This is a genomic window from Cupriavidus oxalaticus, from assembly GCF_016894385.1.
GTDB classification, from domain to species: Bacteria; Pseudomonadota; Gammaproteobacteria; order Burkholderiales; family Burkholderiaceae; genus Cupriavidus; species Cupriavidus oxalaticus.
On sequence record NZ_CP069811.1, the window covers coordinates 324,118 to 340,981 of the forward strand.

Below are 16,864 nucleotides of genomic sequence, written 5' to 3' on the forward strand. Positions count from 1 at the left end.
TTGTATGCCTAGACCTTTGATTTTTTGTAAAGGTGTCTGTTCAGTCTTTGACCGTCGAGGACAACCACTGTCGAAACGCCTTCAGTGCGCCGGATTCAGGCCGATCTGTTGCCCAGGCGAAATAGTAGGTATGGTCGCCTCTATCCAGTTCGAGGTCGAATGGCGTCACGAGGGTTCCTTCCGACAAATCTTTGGCGACAAGTTCTTTTTGGGCCATTGCCACGCCGTGACCCTCCGCAGCCGCCTGGTATGCCAACAGTGATGTTTCATATTTCATCCCGCGAGATGGATCGATGTTGCGCAGCCCAGCCGCTTCCAACCAAAGTACCCAATCGTCAGGGCGCGCGAGTGAATGAAGCAAGCTGTGCTTCCCAAGATCTCGCTTGGATCGAATCTGCAATGAGGGTGCTGCGACTGGGACCAGGACGTTCGGTATCAGTTGGAGCGTGCTAAGTCCGGGCCAACGACCCGTGCCGAGCTGAATCCCGGCATCAATGTCTTCTCGTTGAAAATCTAACGGCTGAAACGACGTGGTGAGCTGGACATCGATATCCTTATGCCGCTGGTGAAAGCTCGCCAAACGCGGTATCAGCCAACGGACCGCAAAGGTCGCCGGAGAACGGATACGCAGGGTATTACCGCCATATCGGCTCCCTGTTACTGCCAGGGTTGCTTCTCGCAAGCTAACGAAGAGCGGCATAAGCTCGGACAGATAACGGGCGCCGGCAGGGGTCAGCTGCATGCGACCACCGGGTGCCCTCTCCAGGAGAGTCGTTCCCAGATAGGCCTCCAAAGTCCGCACCTGGCGGCTGACAGCTGCCGGCGTAACGCTGAGTTCCTCAGCTGCTTTGGAGACACTCAGAAGTCTGCCAGTAGCTTCGAAAGCTCGGGCTGGATTCAATGGTGGAAGTAAGTTACGCCGGGCCATAAGCGTGAAAGGCGTGGACGATGTTTAGGCCTCGCAGTTTAGCGCAGCTTAGCGAGCACTTTCGATTGTGCCAGCGTGATCGAAGCAAGGCCCGCTGTTGAAGCGGAACCTGTGTACAGTAATGTGAGGTATCAGTTCCCTCCACATTGCTACTGGGGATGGCAACGCCAAGAGCATCGGCTTGCTGTGACGGGTTTAATGCAAAGACGCAGTGAGATTCAAAGCCAGAGAAGCTCGCACCCTAACGGTTGAGAAGAGCGGATGAATCGCCCCGAAGCCCAATCCTCGTAAGGACTCCTCAACCTTTCGCCGCGCTGGTCAGTGCGGGAAAACCCTCCTTTGACAGCATCCAAGCCATCCGACTATAGTTCCCTCAACTGGTCATACCAGTATGGCCGGCATGACAATTCAAGACATTCCAAAGGGAATACAGAGCATGAAACGACTTCGCGGCAGTCTGGCAGGCCTCTCCATCCTTTGGAGCTGTATCTCACCGATTGCCGCAGAGGCCAAGCCCGCGGACGGAACGCTTGTTGCGGCGGTGGCGCGAGAAATCCTCGTCCTGGACAACTTCAACGCCACCTCGCGCGAGAACGAAATCCTCAGCCTGCTGATTGACGATTCGCTCTTCTACATCGACCCCGCCACGCAGCAACCGACGCCCTTGCTGGCAAAGAGCTTCAGATATCTCGAGCCGACGGTGCTTGAAGTCACGCTGCGTGACGACGTCCAGTTCCATGACGGCAGTAACGTGACAGCCGACGATGTGGTCTACACGTTCCAGTCCATCATCAACCCCAAAAGCACGGCCAAGAAGGGGGATCAGTTCACGCGATGGCTTGCGAAAGTAGAGAAGGGCGAAGCGCCTGGCACTGTGGTGTTCCGGATGAAGGGCGCCAATCCTTTGGCACTGCATTTCCTGGCAACGACAGGTCGGGTGGTTAAGCGTGGCACTTACGACAAGGCGGGCACGCCGAGCGGCCTGGACGTCGAGGCGCAGTCCCGAAAAATGGTAGGGACCGGCCCCTACAAGGTCATGTCGTTCCTGCCGGGCCGGGAAGTCGTGCTGGAAAGATTCGCCGGTTACCGGAAGGATTCCCCGAAAGGCACGCCGGAAATCCCTCGCATTCGCATCAAGGTCATTCCGGACTATGCAACCCAGGTAGCCGAGGTGCTTTCCGGTGGTGTGCATTGGACATACAACATTCCCACGGACATTGCCAATGAGGTGGCAAGTACCAGGCAAGCCGTCTTTGTGGCATCGCCGTCCATGCGCATCGGGTTCATCGTGATGGACGCGGCGGGGCGCACCGGCAAGGACAACCCTTTTACCAAGCTGAAGGTACGACAGGCTCTGAACTACGCCGTGGATCGGGATGCGCTTACCAAGCAACTCATTCGCGGACGTTCGGCACCCGCCTATACCCCATGCCTGCCGATACAGTTTGGCTGCGCCCAGGATGTCACCAGGTACAACTACAACATCGAGAAGGCTAAACAGCTTCTCGCCGAGGCGGGCTATCCGAACGGCGTCCAGTTCGATCTTTGGGCATCGCGTGAGAAGGAAACGCTGGAAGCCGTCGTCGCGATGTGGCGAAAGGCTGGGATCCATGCCAATCTGCGCGTTGCCAAATCGCCCGCCGTGGTCAAGGCGCGCGACGAAAACCAGATTTCAGCGTACTTCGAGAACAACGGCTCCTTGGGCGTGGCGGACGCCGGGGCGCTCTTGCCCAATTTGTTCGGGAAGGGCTCGCCCAGTGACTTCCATCACGACCAACGACTGTACTCGACTCTCGAACAGTTCCTGTCCACCACGGATGTCCCCGCGCGCAAGGCGCTCGGACGGGAGGCGGTGAGCCGCATTCTGGACCAGGCGTACTGGGTGCCTCTCTTTGAATTTACCCAGAACTTCGTTCTGGCGCCGGATCTGAACTTTCCGCAGGCCGCCGATGGCATGCCACGGCTCTATCTGGCCAAGTGGAAGGCCGCGAAGTGAACGAACCAGGGAAACGACATCGTGCTTAGATTCGTTACGCAGAAGATCCTGTTGGCAATCGCCGTGGCCCTGACGGCGTCCATTGTCACCTTTGCGCTGCTCAACTTCGCCGTGGATCCGGCGGCGGCCATTGTTGGGGATACCGATGATCCAGCCCTGATCGCGCAAGTTCGCTCAGACCTCGGGTTGGACAGGCCGGCATCGGAGCGGTATGTGACATGGGTGGGCGGGCTACTGAAAGGCGACCTGGGCGTCAGCTACGTGATGAAGCAGCCGGTCATGGAGATCATCCTCGAGCATGCACCGGTCACCATCCGGCTGGCGCTGAGCGGAATGCTGGTTACCCTGCTGATTGGCCTGCCTCTCGGCATCGCTGCCGCGCTGCGGCCAGGCAGCTGGATTGACCGCACCGCGCTTTCCGTCGCAGCCGCGATCCAGGCCGCCCCGAATTTCTGGGTGGGACTGCTGTTCATCCTGTTCTTTGCCGTTCACCTCGGATTGCTTCCGGTCTCCGGCGACGACTCGTGGCAGAGCTACATCATGCCGGCGGTGATTCTCGGTAAAGGTGCGGTGCCGAATGTCATGCGGCTGACCAGGTCGGGGCTGATGGAAGTGCTTTCGGCCGACTTTATCCGGACCGCAAGAGCAAAAGGGTTCTTCGGCTGGAGCCTCCTGCGTCGCCACGCATTGCGTAATGCGATCCTGCCGGTAGTGAGCGTGCTGGCCATCGAACTCGGAAACAAGCTGGGCGGGTCGGTCGTTACCGAGGTTGTCTTCGCCATGAATGGATTGGGCCGGTTGGCGCTGAACTCGGTGCTCACCGGCGACATCCCCACATTACAGATGCTGGTGCTTGTCTTTGCGGTGATGTTTGTGCTGATGACCTTTCTCTCAGACGTCCTCAACGCCTGGCTTGACCCACGAATTAGGCTTGCATGAGATGACCGAAATTGCTCTGACTACGACAGCGAATGCTCCAGCGGATCCAGAGAATCGCGAGAGCCTGCCAACACGGATCTTTCGTAACCGAAGCGTGCGCATTGGCGGTGGCGTTGTACTTGCCTACATCATGGTTGCGCTTTTCGGGCCGCTCATCTGGACGACGGACCCCTATGCACAGGACCTGATGATGCGCCTGCGCCCGCCGGCGTGGGATGCCAGGGGCACGCTCCAGCATCCACTCGGCACGGACCAGTTGGGCAGGGACGTTCTGGCACGCCTTCTCGAGGGGGCGCGGGTGTCGCTCACCATTGGCTTCTGCGCGGCATCCATCGGCGCCGTCATTGGCATCACGTTGGGATCGATTGCCGGATACTTCGGCCGCCTGGTTGATCACGCCGTCATGTTTGGCCTGACATGCAAGCTTGCGCTGCCCAGCTTGCTGCTGGCGATGACCCTGATTTATTTCATCCAGCCGTCGCTTACGACTGTCGTCTGTGTCATCGGGCTGATGCACTGGACGCTCTACCTGGTCGTAACACGTAGCGCAACACAGCGGATTCGGGAGCTGGACTATGTCAAGGCGTCGAAGCTGGCCGGCGCCAGTGCGCGCCAGATCATCGTCTGGGACATCCTGCCTAACCTGGCTGGCTCGCTGCTGGTCGTATTTACCGCGGAGGTGGCGGTTTCCATCCTGGCGGAAGCATCACTGTCGTTCCTCGGCGTCGGTGTGCCCTCGCCCATCCCTTCCTGGGGGCTGATGATTTCGGAAGGCAAGGCCGTGATGTTCCTGAACCCATGGATTGTCCTGCTGCCAGGCGTATCTCTCTTCCTGCTCGTGATAGGCGTGAACCTGCTCGGCGACGGCTTGCGCGATGTTATCCAGCCACAGACTCGGGATTGAACACCATGCTCCTTGAAGTAAAGAACCTCAGCATCAAGCTGCCGCTTGAGAACGGTCTCACACTGCATGCTGTTCGTAACGTCAACTTCGAAATCGACAAGGGAGAATGCCTCGGGGTAGTCGGTGAGTCAGGTTCCGGCAAGTCCCTCACCGCACTTTCGATCCCGCGACTGCTGCCACGGCGCGCACAGTGCTCGGCCGACACGCTGCGCGTCAATGGCCTGGACCTGACCAGCATGTCCGAGTGCGACCTGGCGAGCACGGTGCGAGGGACTCAAGTGGGATACATCTTCCAGGAGCCAATGACAGCGTTGAATCCCGTCTATAGCATCGGCCGACAGTTGACGGAGACAATGCGGTGCCATCAGGCAGTGACCGGCGACCAGGCCCACAGGCGCGCGATCGAGCTTCTGGAAAGAGTCGGCATTGCCTCGCCGGCCAAGCGCATGGCGTCGTTTCCGCACGAGTTCTCCGGGGGGCAGCGCCAGCGCATCATGATCGCCATGGCGCTGATGAATCGCCCCCAGCTGCTCATTGCCGACGAGCCCACCACGGCACTCGATGTCACGGTCCAGAAGCAGATTCTGGACTTGCTGGATGACCTGCGCCGGGAGCTCGGCATGGGATTGCTGTTGATCTCCCATAATTTGGGGGCGGTCGCATCCGTCGCCGACAATGTCGCGGTCATGTACGCCGGAGAGATTGTAGAGTCCGCACCGACAGGCACACTCTTCGGCGCTTCGCGGCATCCCTATACGCAGGGCCTGCTGCAATCGATTCCGGATCTGGGGAAGCATGAGGCTGGCACCCTGCTTCCTACGCTGCCTGGCACCGTCCAGTCTTTCTATTCGCAGCCAGGTAGCTGTGTTTTCGAGCGGCGGTGCAAGTACGCGTTTGCCAGATGCGGCCTCGAAGCGCCAAAATTCCGCGCCTACGACAGGAAGCATGCTGGCGCCTGTCATCTTGCCAGTGCGCCGCAACCCGAAATGGTTGAAACACCCAAGGCCATGCTGCGACGGCCTGCGGGAGATGTCCTGCTGGAGGCGAAGGGCATCTCCATGACGTACTCGGTCCGCGGTGGCCTGTTCAAGCCGCGTCTTCCGCTCAAGGCGGTGGTTGACGTGTCCTTGCTTCTCAAGAAGGGCCGGACACTGGCCATCGTGGGAGAGTCGGGATGCGGTAAGTCCACACTTGCTCGAATGCTTCTTGGGTTGGAACAGCCGGTTTCAGGCGAGGTGTTTCTCGATGGACGTGATATTGGAGCGTATGAACCGGCGCAGCGGGCGGCGCTTGTGCAGACCGTATTTCAGGACCCGTACTCATCGCTCAATCCGAGTCGCAGGGTCAGCGAGATTGTAAGGCGGCCGCTTGACCTGTCTGCGGCCATGCCCGCAGCGCAACGTGACGCGCATGTGGCCAGCTTGCTCGAGAAAGTCGGCCTGCCAACACGGCTACACCATGCTTCACCCGGCCAGCTTTCCGGCGGCCAGCGCCAACGCGTGGCAATTGCACGTGCCCTGGCAACCAACCCGGCTCTGATTGTCTGCGACGAGCCGACATCGGCCCTGGATGTCTCGGTTCAAGCGCAGATCCTGAACCTTCTGCTGCAACTCCGAAAGGAGTTTTTGCTGACGCTGGTGTTCATCAGCCATGATCTCGCTGTGGTGGGCCACATGGCGGACGAGATTGCGGTGATGTACCTGGGCGAGGTCGTCGAATACGGTCCCGCTGAGCAGATCCTCAGGAATCCGGTCCATCCGTATACCAAAGCGCTGCTCGCAAGCACGCCGACCCTGGAGCGGCGGGAACCCGATGAAGCGAATCGGATCTTGCCGGGCGTCGCGAACCCGATGCAAAGGCCGCAAGGCTGCTGCTTCTCCTCCCGGTGCCCATACCGGTCGGATGTTTGCGGTGAACGACCGGCGTTGAGCGAGTATGAGGGCGGGCGTTCGGTTCGGTGCCATGTTGCGAACTCACTGGCGGAGGCCGGTGCCACTGCGAAGAGGGAGATCGGTTCACGCAATGGCATGAAGACGGAGACCATGGCCATGCGGGCATGAGAGTTCTTCGCCAGCCGCGGGTCGCTGCATATTACCTGGTGCATACCTGGGCGCAGATCGGGACATGGGTCCAACAGGTGGTCGTGGGATGGTTCGCTTGGGAGCAGACCCATTCGGAAGTGCTGCTCGGCTTCCTGATCTTTGTTCAGTTCGCGCCGTCGTTCGTCATATCTCCGCTCGCGGGAATACTGGCCGACCGGGGGAAGGTGATGCAGGTTGTCGTCATCTCTGACGCGATCTGTGGCCTGACGTCCCTGGGCATGGCAGCGCTGGCTTTTACGGGAAACCTGACGACCCTTGCGTTGATTGGGTGCGCGCTGCTCGTGGGGATATGCGGGAGCTTTTCGCAACCGGCCCGCCAGGTACTGCTCACCAGGCTCGTCGAGAAGAGCGAAATCGCCAGTGCTGTATCGGTGAACTCCGTGTCGATGAATATCGCGCGATCGGTTGGACCGCTTGGCGCGGCATATTTGATAACGAACGACCTCTCCTATTTTGCGTTTGCGTTGAGTGGCGTCGCCGCACTTGCGGATGCCATGTTTGTGCGAGCCTTCTTCCGCAAGGGCGCGGGAACGGTGCCGATAGCGCCTTTGCGGCGGGAATCTCTCATCGTTACGCTGAAGGGGGCATTCACCGTGGTCCTTGACGACCCGTCCATGCGTTTGGTTTTTCTGGTCTACCTCGCCTACGCGCTGCTCGGTCGTCCCGTTATCGACATGCTGCCGGCAATCGTCGACAGTATTCTGCGACAGGATGCAAGGGTGCTCGGCAATATCAACGCATTGTTCGGCGTTCTTGCTATTGCGGCTGGCCTCTTGCTTTCGCTTGTCAGTCATGCTCGGGCCTTGCTGAAGGTTCTGGTGGCTTCGCTTGTCTTCCTTGCCGCTGGCACGGCAATGCTTTCGCTGTCGTCCTCGGAGCTGGGCGGTTATTTCGCCATCGGCATTTTTGCGCTCGGCCAGGCGGCTGTGAACATCTGCTCAAGTGCCTTCGCTCAGATGCAGGCCGTTGAGACGCACAAGGGGAGGGTGGTCGCGCTCCATGTCATGACGTTCCGCGCCGGCGCTGCCGTGGGCGGCTTGCTCGTCGGATATGTGGCAGGGCTGATGGGCCTGGCGAACGTCATGATAGCCATTGCAGCCTGCCTTTGCGTCGTGTTCGCATGTGCCATTGGGAGTGCCATGCGATTCCGCGGTTGATGTTCTTCCACTGGCCGGGTTCAGGTCAGTGCCTCTGCATGCAAGTTTGCGTATCGCGTATCGCGTATCCGGAGACAGTATGGAAATCGAATTGAAGGCGGGTCCCTTTTCATTTCTGGCAAGGCTTGAGCAGGACATCTCGCCAGCAGCATGTGGCTGGCTGATGGAAAGGCTGCCGGCTCATTGGGAGTTCCTGCAAGGGCGCTGGAGCGGCCATGCCGTTTTCGCCAGGCTGAACGGAACCGCAAGGCATATCGGCCAGGGTGGCATATCACGGCCAGACGCTGGCCAGATTCTGCTTTGCGCAGGGGATGACCGTGAAGGCGGAGAGCTTTTGATTCCTTACGGGCCCACGCGCTTTGCCTGCCCCAGCGGCGAACTGTTTGGCCACCACGTGCTTACGGTGACGACGGGGCAAGAGCGGCTTGCCGATCTCGGCACACTCATTCATGAGCGGGGAAGCCTTTCCATTTCGTACCGGCGCTGTTCTACGCCCTGGCGCTAGCGCCGTCAGGTATCGCTGCATGCCCGCTCTGAGCGGGTGCGGCAGATTCAACCAGTCTGTATTGCAGACATTTCCACGGAGGCAGATGATGGCAGGCGGCAGTAATGACAGAACCATGATTCGACAGCGTTCGGAACCTTCGGAAGCGTTTCTTCGCAGTGAACGGGCGTACGTGGACCTGGCGGACGAGCGTTTGGGTGCGATCGTCGTAGCGGCGTCTGACGAGTGGTATGCGCCGGCATCGCGCATGCTTAACCCGAAAGCGGCGAACTACTACTACCATGATGACGAAGGAATGCGCTGGGTAGACGGGTGGGAGACTTCTCGCCGACGCAAGGCTGGCAACGAATGGTGTGTCATCAAGCTTGGCCGGCCGGGCCAGATCACTGCGGTAGGCTTCGACACCAGCTTCTATACCGGCAACTATCCGCTGGCCGCGTCGGTGCAAGCCTGCGCCGTTTCGGCGGATAACGATATCGCTGATGCCGAATGGACCGAGCTAGTGCCCGCTACCGAGCTTGCAGGCGACAGCCAGCGACTGGTTCCAGTCAACGCGAACCGGGTCTTCACACATGTTCGGCTGAACATTTTTCCGGACGGCGGGATGGCTCGCTTTCGTGTCTTCGGGCTGGTCCAGTTGCCGCAGTCGTTCAGCGCCGCTGGCCAGCGCGACCTGGCGGCACTGGAGAACGGCGCCCGCGTTGTCGGCTGCAGCGATACGCACTTCGGCGCAGTACGGGCCATGATTGCCCCCGGTCCCTCAGTGGAGTGGGGCAAGGGCTGGGAAACCAGGCGTCTGAGGAAGCCGGGTCATGACTGGGCTGTGATTGCCTTGGCGGCACCGGGGACGCTGGAGCGCGTCCTGGTCGATACGACCTACTACACGGGCAACTTTCCAGCCGCCTTTTCGTTGCAAGGCGCATGCCTTGAGCATGCTCCCGATGAGGTTGTCCTGAACCAGGCGATGCACTGGCCGGAACTGGTCGGGCGCAGCGATCTGAAGGGTGGCTGCCAGAACACCGTCGAGCTCGGCGCGGCGCATCGGGATACGCTCGTCACCCATGTCCGACTGAATATCTACCCCGACGGCGGCGTGACAAGACTCCGGATCCTGGGAGCGCCTGGACTGATGGCGCGCTAACCGCAGCCATTTCGGAACCCCACTTCGCCAGGCCTGGCGAAGTGGGCACCCGTCATTATGCTTGCCGCGGAGGCGGGTGTCCGGCCATCGTGCCATCCTTTATGAGGACTTCATCTTCCCAGGGCAGGCTGTACTGCCCCGTGACCAGGTCTTGCATATACGTATACGGGCAGTCGTTCGCGCCGCCACGAACCGCTACGAAGCCTCTGTGGCCCAGCTGGTAGATATTGTTTTCAGCACCCCATGTCCGGCGTGCCTCGCGCACCAGGTCCGGTCGGATTTCGGCGGTAATCAATTCATCTTCCTTGTTGCTGCCATAGCGGATGGGCACCCCATCGAACCCCACGACGATGGCTTCGCCCATCCCGCCAAACGGGCCTGTCGCCGAGCATCCGCAAACGCTTGCCGTGTACATCAGGTTGCAGAAGGCGTCGGCCTGTGCAGTCAGATGCCATTGATGACGCAGTGACGAGGAATACCCGGCGATGCGAATCATCAACTCCGCCCCCTTGTAGGCGCACTCCCGAGCGACCTCGGGAAACATCGCGTCGTGGCAGATGGCCACGGCAATCCTGGACCCCTTGGGTCCTTCACACACCGGTATGCCCAGGTTGCCCGGCTCCCACGGCTCTGCGGGAACCCACGGGTGAAGTTTGCGGTAGTGCAGGCAGATCTGGCCTTCATTGTTGACCAGAACTGCCGAGTTGTATGGATTGCCGTCCGGGTTGAGTTCCATGAAGGAGAAGCATGCCCATACATTGGCCCGGCGGCACGCATCCCGAAGCGCGCCAACATGCGGCCCGTCCACGGTGCACTGGAGTTCAGCGCTCAATGCCTTCGATGCCCCATTGAGCGAGTACTCCGGAAAGACAATGATGTCGACGTTTGGACGCCCTTTCTTTACCTGGTGCACGAAAGACGCGAGCCTGTCAGCAGAGAGGCGCAGGTCCTCCGGCGTTGCGATGTCGGCTTTTCGAAGCTGCAGCAGGCCCACGATGACCCCGTTCTCCGTCTGATTCAGCCCGCCCAGTCCGTTCATCAACCTCTCCTCGTCAGTCGCAAGTGTGCTTGACTCTGTCAGCCCGTGTGAGTATCGTATCATACTGGTATGACCAGTATGATAACACCAACGGAGGAGACGTGAGACGTGGACTAATAGGCGGTGTCCTGTGGGCACTGACCGCAAGCGCCGCAGCGCAGGGCAGCGTGACACTCTACGGCGTGGCGGACGCCGCGGTCGATTACGTAAGTGCCAAGGGCGCGGCCGCGGGCTCGGCGGCTGACAAGCCGGGGCTCACCCGGCTGAGTTCGCAGGGATCGTACTGGGGTATCCGTGGTTCGGAAGACCTGGGCGGCGGCCTGGATGCCGTCTTCCAGCTGGAAGGCAACTTTTCGATTGATTCTGGCGCGTCCAGCACGCCCTTTTTTAATCGGGATACGTTCGTAGGATTGCGGCATCGACCGGTGGGGACTCTCACACTGGGTGTGAACACCACCAGCGTTCGTGCACTGGGCAACGCCCTTGATCTTACGCCGGGTGCAAATACAGGCATCGGGGCGTTGCAGTCGTTGGTCTCGAGCATGAACGGAATTTCAACCGACCACGACTCACGGCTGCAAAACTCGGTGCGCTACCGATCCGCCTCCTTCTATGGGGTCGAGATAGGCGCGCAGTATGGCTTTGGCGAGGCACGCGCCGAGGGGACTGGCCGTAACGACTACGTCATTGGTGCTGGGCTTGCTTACTCAAGCGGTCCCCTCTACATCGCTTACGCATACGAAGACCGGCACGACAAGAACAAGACCGGGCTGGCACAGGCCAATGGCCACGACGAAAAGCATCGCGTCGGCGTGAAGTACCAGGTGACTGAGCAGTGGCTCATCGGCGCACTGTATGACCGGTCGGCCAGCAATGGCCAGTTCTCAAATGGTGATGGCCGCCTGCGCCGGGATGCATGGGCTCTTGTTACCGAATATGACTGGGGTGTCCACGAAATCTATGCCATGTATGCACGTGCAAGCGACATCAGTTGCCAGGGGGCCACTGCAGGCAACGGAGTCAATTGTGGTTCCAGTAGCCAGACAGGCGCACAGCTGTGGACCTTCGGCTACAACTACAACCTGAGCAAGCGAACAATGATTCGCACAACGATTTCGAAGATCTTCAATCAGGCGGCGGCCAAGTACGACTTTTCCAACGGCCGTACCGGAGCGGCTGCTGGTGCCGACCCATTCGGCGTTTCGGTTGGACTGCGCCATCGCTTCTAACCCTCAAGCACCGCGCCATTGGTGCTTCCCTCATCTACCAAGGAGTTCGAAAAATGACGAAGCGACAAATTCAGCCCCCCGGTGTATTCGCTCACCATCGTGCGGCCGTAACCACCCACTATGCGGTGATGCCGCCCGAGGGCATTCTGGAAAGCCGCATTCCTGGCATCGAGAAGACCACCATCAGCGTCCAGGCTACGCCTGGGCTGGGCGCGAAGTTTGCTCAGTTACTGCTGCAAATCCAGGGTGGCGGCGGAATGACGGCCGTGCGTAACGACGGTATGCAGGCCTTCTTCTACGTTGTCTCCGGCAATGTGTCCCTGGAACTGGAAGGCAAGACGCACGAACTGAAGGCGGGCAGCTTTGCCTATGCGCCTGCAGGAACTGGCGTGCGCGTGTACAACCCCGGCGCGGACGAAGCGCGCGTCGTATGGATCAAGAAACCGTACGAGCGCCTTGACGGTGTGGAAGCCCCGGCCGCCCTGGTCTCACACGAGCAAGATGTCGAGAAGGTGAACAAGCACACCAAGGGCCGCACCTGGCAGCATCTGTTGCCCGACGAGAATCCGGCGTTCGACTTCGCCATCAACATCCTGAGTTTCGAGCCTGGCAACTACTTTCCCATGGTGGAAACGCATGTCATGGAACATGGTCTCTATATGCTCGAAGGGCAGGGGATGTACCTGCTGCAGAATGACTGGCACGAGTGCTGGGCCGAGGACTTCATCTACATGGCACCGTTCTGTCCGCAGTTCTTCTATGCGACGGGTTGGTCCAAGGCGACGTACCTGCTTTACAAGAACGTGAATCGCGATTTCACCTTCTAACGCATACCGCGGCCGTTGGGCGGGTAACGTCCCGCCTACGGCATGCGGTTGTGCATCAAGGCAGCTGATGCACGTGATCAGGCAGCTCTACCTGGACACGCTTTGCGCTGCGCAGGACGTGGTTGCGCATGGCCATTTGGGCCAGGCTCGGATTGCGCGTTGCCAGGGCTTCCACGATTTCTCTGTGTTCCTTGACCCGGCTGCTGAGGAACGCCGTGTCGGAGAGACGGGGGGCGCCCATTTCTTCCTCCGAGAAAATCGGGGCGAGCAGTGCGCGAATCAGTCGGTTGCCGCAGCAAGCTGCTATCAGCGAGTGAAATTCAAAATCCAGCTGATTCAAATGAGTGACGTCATGATTCTTTACAGTTATCTCCATTTGCCCCAGCAGCTTTCGTAGCGTTGCAATATCGTCATCTGTGATATGGATGGCTGCCAGCGCGGCGGCCCAACCCTCCATCAAGAGACGTGCTTCGTAAAGCTCGCTCGGCGTATGGTCGATTTGATGAACTTCAGAGTTTCTGCCGACCGCAGCTTGCTGCTCGAGCGATGCAACAAACACGCCTCTGCCGGGCTCTACACGCACCAGTCCCATCCCCTCCAGGGACGAGATCGCCTCGCGCAATGAAGAGCGGCTTACGCCGAGCAGCTCCGCCAACTCGCGCTGCGAAGGGATCTGGCTGTCCGCCGCCCATTCGCCGCTGTAGATCAATGTCTGCATTCGCTCCAAGGCGTGCTGGGTGACTGGCGTGCGCAATGCGACAGGTGGCCGCCGTCCAGGCGGGGTAGGAGAAGTCAGCGTCGCTTTGGATGCCAAGGCAGCGGAAGTCGCTTTCATAGTCTGTGCAGGTGACACTTCATACTGGTCTGATAATTTTCACATTTAACACTTGACCCCGCATTCTTGCAAGCCTACAGTTATGACTGGTCATACCAGTATGGCCGCGAACGATAGCGCAACGCTAATAAGCATAAAGGAGACCTATGCGCATCACCCTTAAGCTAGAACCTTTGACCAAGGCGGCCTTTACGCCGTTCGGAGAGGTCATTGAGGCCTGTGCGGGCGCTTTCCACCATATCAACGAAGGGATGGTCGAACGCTACCATGACCTCGCCGTGGTCGATGCACTGGCGCTTGGCGGGAAGGCCGGCATCAGCATCATGCGTGCAAAACCGTATGTGTTGCCGTTGGAAGTGGTGTTTCTTGAGCGTCACCCGTTGTCGAGCCAGGCCTTCATTCCCATGAAGCCGACCAGCTTTATCGTAGTGGTCGCTCCCCGCGGCGCTTCGGTGGAGGCAGGCGAGATTCGCGCATTCATCGCCAAGCCCGGACAAGGAATCAACTACGCCCCAGGGGTATGGCATCACGTGCTGCTGCCCACCGAAGCGTGTGACTTCGTTGTGGTTGACCGGATCGGCTCCGGTCCGAACTGCGACAAGTTTGTGCTTTCAGAGGACGTGCGACCCGTCATTCCCGCGTTCGGGCAGGGAATGGATCATGCAATCTTCGATTGCAGCGCCGCAGAGAAATAAGGAACAGCAGCGAAGACTCGTCGGAGTCAATGATGGCTTCGGGGTGGATGGTGGAGATAAATTGTGTTTAAGCAACTAAAGAAGTTACATATCCAGGTTCTCCTGGGGTTTGCAGTTGGCGCGCTTATTGGCTTCGTGTACCCGTCCTTCGGGGTACAACTGCTGCCGCTGGCAGAAGGGTTCATCAAGCTCATCAAGATGATGCTTGCGCCTATTGTGTTCTGCTTTGTCGTAACCGGGATTCTGCATGCCGGGGATCTGAAGACCGCGGGACGTGTAGCGCTCAAGACAATTATCTATTTTGAAATTGTCACAACAATTGCGCTACTGATCGGGGTCTTCATCACGTACGTCTTGAAGCCTGGCGTGGGTATGAATATCGATGTGTCCACCTTGGATCCGAAGTCGATACAAACCTTCGTTGAGAATGCCTCTCACGTTTCGGACGTAAAGAGCTTCTTGCTGAACATCATTCCATCCACTTTCCTGTCGGCTTTTGCGAAGGGCGACATTCTGCAGGTGCTTTTGATTGCAGTCCTGTTCGGCTGCGCGCTTCAGGTTGCCGGTGAAAAAGGAAAGATGGTTGGTCAACTGATGGACAGCCTCTCCGAAGTCCTTTTCCGTGTCGTTGGCTTCATCGTCCGTCTGTCGCCGCTCGGCGTTGCAGGGGCGATGGCGTTCACGGTAGGAAAATTCGGCTTCGCGACGATTCAACAGCTCGGTCAGCTGGTCCTGACGTACTACGTAGCGTGCGCAATCTTCCTCTTCCTGGTCCTGGGGGTGGTGATGCGCCTTTCCGGGCTCAGCCTGTTCAAGTTCATCGCATACCTGAAGAGCGAAGTGCTCATTGCCCTGGGCTCCAGTTCGTCGGATGCTGTGATGCCGCTCGTGATGGCAAAGCTTCGCCACCTCGGCGTGAAGGAAACTACGGTCGGGCTTGTGATTCCGACAGGATATTCGTTCAACCTCGACGGCTTTTCGATTTGGCTGACGTGCGCCGTTATTTTCATTGCGCAGGCGACCAACACGCCGTTGGAAGGCGGAACCCTGGCTCTGATTCTTCTTGTCTCGCTGTTGACGTCCAAGGGCGCGCATGGAATCCCCGGGTCAGCGACCGTCGTGCTCGCAGCAACGTTGACTGCCATTCCTGCAATCCCCGTACTGGGCGTGGCGCTGATCTTGTCGGTGGACAAGCTGATGGGCTTCTTCCGGGTGGCACTTAACCTGATCGGCAACTGCGTAGGGGCTGTAGCCATTGCTGCATGGGAAGGCCACCTCGACCTTGCGAAAGCACGCAAGGTATTGGAAGGCGATGACGCATTCGTAAGCGAGAACAACGAAGAGATGCCAGTCTTGAGGAATATCTCCTGAAGGGAGAAAACGGTGGGAAATGTTAGCGGCATGTACCTGTGCCGATCACATTTCCTATCCCTCCAAGTGGTAAGCCAGGGAAGGCAAGCAAGGCTGCGCCCTGCATGATATTTAATTTAAAGTATCTGACGTAATGCGAAATCACGACCGCGTGAAGCAGACATAAAGGAGTAGCGATCTTGAAGAACCTTGGTTCCCTGCCTGCCACCGCCCTCGCATGCTTGCGCAAGGTTGCCGTCGCTGTGGCCGCCGCAATAGTTTCGCTTCCTGCATTTGCGTATCCAACAAAGGCAATCACCGTCATCGTGCCGCAGGCCCCCGGAGGGGCAAACGATGCGGTGGCGAGGCTGGTTCTGCAGAATCTCTCGGAGCGGATCGGACAGTCGATCATTGTTGAAAACCGGCCTGGCGCGGGTGGCAATATCGGCATCCAGGCCGCTGCGAAAAGCCCCGCAGACGGGTATACGCTACTCCTGACGGTGGGAAGTTCGCTCACCATCAATCCGGCCATCTACAAGAATATTCCATTCGACCCCAGGAAAGACTTCGAACCGATCGCGCTGGTTGCCACAGCGCCTTATGTCTTGGTGGTGAACCCATCGTTGCCGGTATCGTCCGTCAAGGACCTAATTGCGATGGCGAAGCAAAAGCCTTCCCAGATCGATTATGCGTCTGGGGGGAATGGCACACCCAACCACCTGTTCGCGGAGATGTTCAACCTCAAGGCGGGGGTCAAACTGAACCACGTCCCCTACAAGGGCGCGGCGGCGGCCGCCACCGACGTGGTCAGTGGCCGCGTCCCTGTAACGTTCGGAAGTTTGCCTGGCGTGATGCCCTTTGTTAAGGCCGGGAAGCTGAAAGCCTTGGGGGTCGCAACGGAGAAGCGATCACCGCTCTTGCCAGGCGTGCCGGCAATTGGCGAGACAGTGCCCGGTTATGCTGCAACGTCCTGGTATGCCCTGTTTGCACCAGCAGGAACCCCGAAGGATGTTGTCGCAAAGCTGCAGGTGGAGACAAACAATGTGCTGAGGTCGAAAGCAGTCCAGGAAAAGCTTGCGTTGCAGGGTGCTGAAGCGGCAGGCGGTACACCAGAACAGCTTGCCGAGCTGGTCAACCGGGAACTGGTTCAATGGGCGAAGGTCGTCAAGGAATCGGGGGCATCCTTGGATTGACAGAGTCAAAGTCGGGGTTGGCCT

15 protein-coding genes are annotated in these 16,864 nt (G+C 59.0%); 12 read left to right on the forward strand and 3 right to left on the reverse strand.

What is annotated here, in order from left to right:
- Nucleotides 1-40: 40 nt before the first annotated feature.
- The gene (locus JTE92_RS01425; RefSeq protein WP_084254629.1) at nucleotides 41-928 is read right to left on the reverse strand and encodes a LysR substrate-binding domain-containing protein; all 888 of its coding nucleotides are present in this window, start codon (nucleotides 926-928) and stop codon (nucleotides 41-43) included.
- Between the two features lie 436 nt (nucleotides 929-1,364).
- Between JTE92_RS01425 and JTE92_RS01430 the strand changes: the two genes are divergently transcribed.
- The 7 genes from JTE92_RS01430 to alc all read left to right on the forward strand — a co-directional run bounded on the left by JTE92_RS01430 (nucleotide 1,365) and on the right by alc (nucleotide 9,672).
- A complete protein-coding gene (locus JTE92_RS01430) occupies nucleotides 1,365-2,924 on the forward strand; it encodes an ABC transporter substrate-binding protein (protein ID WP_063239640.1) in 1,560 nt (519 codons plus the stop codon).
- Between the two features lie 51 nt (nucleotides 2,925-2,975).
- On the forward strand, nucleotides 2,976-3,863 hold the full coding sequence (locus tag JTE92_RS01435; protein WP_232353506.1) for an ABC transporter permease: 888 nt from the start codon (nucleotides 2,976-2,978) through the stop codon (nucleotides 3,861-3,863).
- Between the two features lies 1 nt (nucleotide 3,864).
- On the forward strand, nucleotides 3,865-4,767 hold the full coding sequence (locus JTE92_RS01440) for an ABC transporter permease (protein WP_063239417.1): 903 nt from the start codon (nucleotides 3,865-3,867) through the stop codon (nucleotides 4,765-4,767).
- A gap of 5 nt (nucleotides 4,768-4,772) precedes the next feature.
- Nucleotides 4,773-6,827: a dipeptide ABC transporter ATP-binding protein gene (locus JTE92_RS01445; protein ID WP_084254631.1), complete on the forward strand. Its 2,055-nt coding sequence runs from the start codon at nucleotides 4,773-4,775 to the stop codon at nucleotides 6,825-6,827.
- The gene (locus JTE92_RS01450) at nucleotides 6,824-8,026 is read left to right on the forward strand and encodes an MFS transporter (RefSeq protein WP_063239418.1); all 1,203 of its coding nucleotides are present in this window, start codon (nucleotides 6,824-6,826) and stop codon (nucleotides 8,024-8,026) included. The genes JTE92_RS01445 and JTE92_RS01450 overlap by 4 nt, the downstream gene beginning before the upstream one ends.
- Nucleotides 8,027-8,105: 79 nt before the next feature.
- Complete coding sequence (locus JTE92_RS01455; protein ID WP_084254632.1) at nucleotides 8,106-8,531, forward strand: DUF3830 family protein; 426 nt, start codon at nucleotides 8,106-8,108, stop codon at nucleotides 8,529-8,531.
- Between the two features lie 115 nt (nucleotides 8,532-8,646).
- On the forward strand, nucleotides 8,647-9,672 hold the full coding sequence (gene alc, locus JTE92_RS01460) for an allantoicase (RefSeq protein WP_116386957.1): 1,026 nt from the start codon (nucleotides 8,647-8,649) through the stop codon (nucleotides 9,670-9,672).
- Nucleotides 9,673-9,727: 55 nt separating this feature from the next.
- Here alc and JTE92_RS01465 read toward each other — a convergent pair whose 3' ends face one another.
- Nucleotides 9,728-10,711, reverse strand: a complete 984-nt coding sequence (locus JTE92_RS01465; protein WP_063239420.1) for a formamidase — start codon at nucleotides 10,709-10,711, stop codon at nucleotides 9,728-9,730.
- A gap of 167 nt (nucleotides 10,712-10,878) precedes the next feature.
- Here JTE92_RS01465 and JTE92_RS01470 point away from each other — a divergent pair, with 167 nt between their 5' ends.
- Nucleotides 10,879-11,940, forward strand: coding sequence for a porin (locus tag JTE92_RS01470; RefSeq protein ID WP_169834823.1), 1,062 nt, complete (start codon nucleotides 10,879-10,881; stop codon nucleotides 11,938-11,940).
- A 53-nt stretch (nucleotides 11,941-11,993) separates the two neighbouring features.
- Nucleotides 11,994-12,767, forward strand: coding sequence for a (S)-ureidoglycine aminohydrolase (gene allE, locus JTE92_RS01475; RefSeq protein WP_063239422.1), 774 nt, complete (start codon nucleotides 11,994-11,996; stop codon nucleotides 12,765-12,767).
- A gap of 55 nt (nucleotides 12,768-12,822) precedes the next feature.
- On the opposite strand, the gene JTE92_RS01480 is transcribed toward allE, so the two are convergent.
- Nucleotides 12,823-13,485 carry a FadR/GntR family transcriptional regulator gene (locus JTE92_RS01480; protein WP_063239423.1) on the reverse strand — a complete coding sequence of 221 codons (663 nt, stop codon included), beginning with the start codon at nucleotides 13,483-13,485 and terminating at the stop codon, nucleotides 12,823-12,825.
- Between the two features lie 263 nt (nucleotides 13,486-13,748).
- Between JTE92_RS01480 and JTE92_RS01485 the strand changes: the two genes are divergently transcribed.
- The 3 genes from JTE92_RS01485 to JTE92_RS01495 all read left to right on the forward strand — a co-directional run bounded on the left by JTE92_RS01485 (nucleotide 13,749) and on the right by JTE92_RS01495 (nucleotide 16,840).
- Nucleotides 13,749-14,297 (forward strand): ureidoglycolate lyase, encoded by a 549-nt coding sequence (locus JTE92_RS01485; RefSeq protein WP_063239424.1) that lies wholly within the window; start codon nucleotides 13,749-13,751, stop codon nucleotides 14,295-14,297.
- A gap of 63 nt (nucleotides 14,298-14,360) precedes the next feature.
- Complete coding sequence (gene dctA, locus JTE92_RS01490) at nucleotides 14,361-15,668, forward strand: C4-dicarboxylate transporter DctA (protein ID WP_063239425.1); 1,308 nt, start codon at nucleotides 14,361-14,363, stop codon at nucleotides 15,666-15,668.
- A 179-nt stretch (nucleotides 15,669-15,847) separates the two neighbouring features.
- Nucleotides 15,848-16,840: a tripartite tricarboxylate transporter substrate binding protein gene (locus tag JTE92_RS01495; protein ID WP_232353390.1), complete on the forward strand. Its 993-nt coding sequence runs from the start codon at nucleotides 15,848-15,850 to the stop codon at nucleotides 16,838-16,840.
- Nucleotides 16,841-16,864: the final 24 nt, after the last annotated feature.

What these genes read in the sequence shown, in the direction of transcription:
- alc (WP_116386957.1), top strand. Translation starts at nt 8,647, where the DNA reads ATGATTCGACAGCGTTCGGAACCTTCGGAAGCGTTTCTTCGCAGTGAA.
- JTE92_RS01485 (WP_063239424.1), top strand. Translation starts at nt 13,749, where the DNA reads ATGCGCATCACCCTTAAGCTAGAACCTTTGACCAAGGCGGCCTTTACG.
- allE (WP_063239422.1), top strand. Translation starts at nt 11,994, where the DNA reads ATGACGAAGCGACAAATTCAGCCCCCCGGTGTATTCGCTCACCATCGT.
- JTE92_RS01450 (WP_063239418.1), top strand. Translation starts at nt 6,824, where the DNA reads ATGAGAGTTCTTCGCCAGCCGCGGGTCGCTGCATATTACCTGGTGCAT.
- JTE92_RS01440 (WP_063239417.1), top strand. Translation starts at nt 3,865, where the DNA reads ATGACCGAAATTGCTCTGACTACGACAGCGAATGCTCCAGCGGATCCA.
- JTE92_RS01465 (WP_063239420.1), bottom strand. Translation starts at nt 10,711, where the DNA reads ATGAACGGACTGGGCGGGCTGAATCAGACGGAGAACGGGGTCATCGTG.
- JTE92_RS01425 (WP_084254629.1), bottom strand. Translation starts at nt 928, where the DNA reads ATGGCCCGGCGTAACTTACTTCCACCATTGAATCCAGCCCGAGCTTTC.
- JTE92_RS01480 (WP_063239423.1), bottom strand. Translation starts at nt 13,485, where the DNA reads ATGCAGACATTGATCTACAGCGGCGAATGGGCGGCGGACAGCCAGATC.
- JTE92_RS01455 (WP_084254632.1), top strand. Translation starts at nt 8,106, where the DNA reads ATGGAAATCGAATTGAAGGCGGGTCCCTTTTCATTTCTGGCAAGGCTT.
- JTE92_RS01445 (WP_084254631.1), top strand. Translation starts at nt 4,773, where the DNA reads ATGCTCCTTGAAGTAAAGAACCTCAGCATCAAGCTGCCGCTTGAGAAC.
- JTE92_RS01430 (WP_063239640.1), top strand. Translation starts at nt 1,365, where the DNA reads ATGAAACGACTTCGCGGCAGTCTGGCAGGCCTCTCCATCCTTTGGAGC.